Here is a 2,369-nt window from a genome sequence, read left to right on the forward strand (position 1 = left end):
GCCATCTCAATGCGCATGCGACATCCACGTCAGTCGGTGACCTGGGTGAGATCGAAGCGATCAAGAGCGTGTTCGGGCGCGATTCCGCGATAGCTGTCAGTGCGACGAAATCGGCGACCGGACATCTGCTCGGAGCGGCCGGCGGGCTTGGTGCGATCTTCGCAATCCTGGCGCTCAGGGATCAGGTCGCCCCGCCAACCCTCAACCTGGGCGAGGCCGATCCAGCCGGCGACGGAATCGACTTCGTCGCAAACGCGCCCCGGCCCATGGAGATGGAGTACGCGATCGCCAATGGCTTCGGCTTTGGCGGCGTGAATGCCAGCGCCCTGTTCAGACGCTGGAACTAATCGGTTGCCAGACGCAGTCATGACCAACGCCCTTTGCCCCGGCCTCTCATGCTTTCCCCAATCCGATCCAACGCAAAGAAGGATATGATTTCCATGAACAAGACCAATCCTGGCGTCGCCCTGGTCACAGGGGCATCTTCCGGCATCGGGCGCGCTACCGCCGATGCCTTGCTAGGCGCCGGCTTTCGCGTCTTCGGAACCAGCCGTCGCGCGGCCTCCCGGCCATCCGCCGGCGTGACCATGCTGACCTGCGACGTGACCGACGACGCGTCCGTTGCGACAATGGTCGATGACGTTCTGGCCAAGGCCGGACGCATCGACCTGCTTGTCAACAATGCCGGTATGGGCCTGTTTGGCGGCGCAGAGGAGTCCTCGACCGCCCAGGCTAAGGCGCTGTTTGACGTGAACGTCTTCGGCGTCTTGCGTGTGACCAACGCGGTGCTGCCGGCAATGCGGCGCCAAGGGAAGGGCGGAATCGTGAATTTGAGTTCGGTGCAGGGGTTCATCCCCGCTCCCTATTTCGCACTCTACTCGGCGACCAAACATGCCATCGAGGGTTATTCGGAGTCGCTCGATCACGAATTGCGCCCGTTCGGCATCCGCGTTTCGCTGGTGGAGCCCGCCTATACCCGCACGGCATTCGAGGACAATCTTGCCGCCCCCGACCGGTCGCTCGAAATCTACGATTCCGCGCGCGCCGGGATGACTGTATCCGTGCGGAAATCGATGGAAAAAGGCGATGCGCCCGAAGTGGTCGCCAACACCGTTTTGGCCGCAGCGACCGATCCCGCGCCGAAGAAACGCTATGCGGCGGGAAAAATGGCGCGCCAGGTCAGTTTCCTGCGTCGTTTCGTCCCCGCGTCCGCATTCGACAAGAGCCTGCGCAAGCAGCTTGGGCTGCCGGCCTGAAATCGAGCGCTGCCTTGGCGCGTCAGCGAGCAGCCGCCTGTTTCTCGAGCCTGCGGGCGTATTGCGTCAGCGGAAAGCACATGACGAAGAAGATCAGAGCCACCAGCCCGTAGACCTTGAACGGTTCGAAGGTCGCATTGTTGATGGCGTTGGAGGTCCGCACCAGCTCCTCGAAGCCGATGATCGAAGTGAGCGCGGTCGATTTGATCAGCTGAACCAGGAAGCCGACGGTGGGTGCGCGGGTGATCGAAAAGGCCTGCGGCAGGATGATCAGCCTCAGCTCCTGCAGATAGTGCAGGCCAAGGCTTGCGCCGGCGTCCCATTGCCCCAGGGGTAGCGCCGCGACGCCGGAGCGCCAGATTTCGGCGAGATAGGCGCTGGCGAAGAAGGTGAGGCCGAGCGCCGCCGCCGTCCACGGTTCGATGCGCAGGCCGAGCATCGGCAGCCCGAAGAACATCAGGAACAGCTGCATCAAGAGCGGCGTCCCCTGGAACAGGGCGATGTAGCCCGAGGCTATGCGCCTGCTCCACTTGTTTTTGGCGATCCTGAAGAACAGCACGACCAGGCCGACGATGCCGCCGCCGATGAAGGCGGCCAGCGATAGCAGCACCGTCCAGCGGGCGGCGAGCAGCAGGTTGCGCACGATGTCCCAGGAGGTGAACTCGATCATGATACGCCGGCTCCGAGCGCACGGCGCCCGCCTGACACCAGCAGCCGGCGCAAGGCCATCGACAGAGCGAGATAGACCAGCGTCACGACGAAATAGGTCTCGAAAGAGCGGAAGGTGCGCGCCTGCAGCATGTCGGCCTCGTAGGTCAGTTCACGCACGGCGATCTGCGACACCACGGCCGACTCCAGCATCATGATGACGATCTGGCTGGTGAGCGCGGGATAGATAATCTTGAGTGCCTGCGGCAGCACGATCTTGACGAACACCTGGCGTGGCCGCAGCCCAAGTGCGAGCGCTGCTTCCGTCTGTCCGCCGGGCACGGCGTCAAGCCCGGCGCCGACGATCTCGATCGTGTAGGCCGCCATGTTGAGCGTCATCGCCAGCATGGCGGCCAGGATCGGATCGAGCCGGATGCCCAGGCTGGGCAGGCCGAAGAAGATGAA

Annotated in this window: 3 protein-coding genes and 1 pseudogene; 2 read left to right on the forward strand and 2 right to left on the reverse strand. The window is 63.4% G+C overall.

The genetic code is table 11. From position 1 onward, the window contains the following. A pseudogene (locus tag EOC06_RS26220) lies at positions 1–347 on the forward strand (beta-ketoacyl-[acyl-carrier-protein] synthase II); the annotation flags it as partial. 93 nt (positions 348–440) lie between these two features. After that, positions 441–1,256 carry an oxidoreductase gene (locus EOC06_RS26225; protein ID WP_128309144.1) on the forward strand — a complete coding sequence of 272 codons (816 nt, stop codon included), beginning with the start codon at positions 441–443 and terminating at the stop codon, positions 1,254–1,256. Positions 1,257–1,278: 22 nt separating this feature from the next. On the opposite strand, the gene EOC06_RS26230 is transcribed toward EOC06_RS26225, so the two are convergent. After that, positions 1,279–1,926 carry an amino acid ABC transporter permease gene (locus tag EOC06_RS26230; RefSeq protein WP_127269243.1) on the reverse strand — a complete coding sequence of 216 codons (648 nt, stop codon included), beginning with the start codon at positions 1,924–1,926 and terminating at the stop codon, positions 1,279–1,281. Further along, positions 1,923–2,369, reverse strand: a 447-nt coding sequence (locus EOC06_RS26235; protein ID WP_245470081.1) for an amino acid ABC transporter permease, incomplete at its 5' end; no start/stop codon positions are given. The genes EOC06_RS26230 and EOC06_RS26235, both read right to left, overlap by 4 nt.

This window comes from Mesorhizobium sp. M7A.F.Ca.MR.362.00.0.0 (genome assembly GCF_004023175.1).
Classification (GTDB): Bacteria; Pseudomonadota; Alphaproteobacteria; order Rhizobiales; family Rhizobiaceae; genus Mesorhizobium.

Bases quoted from the DNA above. Each gene is read 5' to 3' on its own strand.
- EOC06_RS26230 (WP_127269243.1), bottom strand. From the start codon at position 1,926: ATGATCGAGTTCACCTCCTGGGACATCGTGCGCAACCTGCTGCTCGCC.
- EOC06_RS26225 (WP_128309144.1), top strand. From the start codon at position 441: ATGAACAAGACCAATCCTGGCGTCGCCCTGGTCACAGGGGCATCTTCC.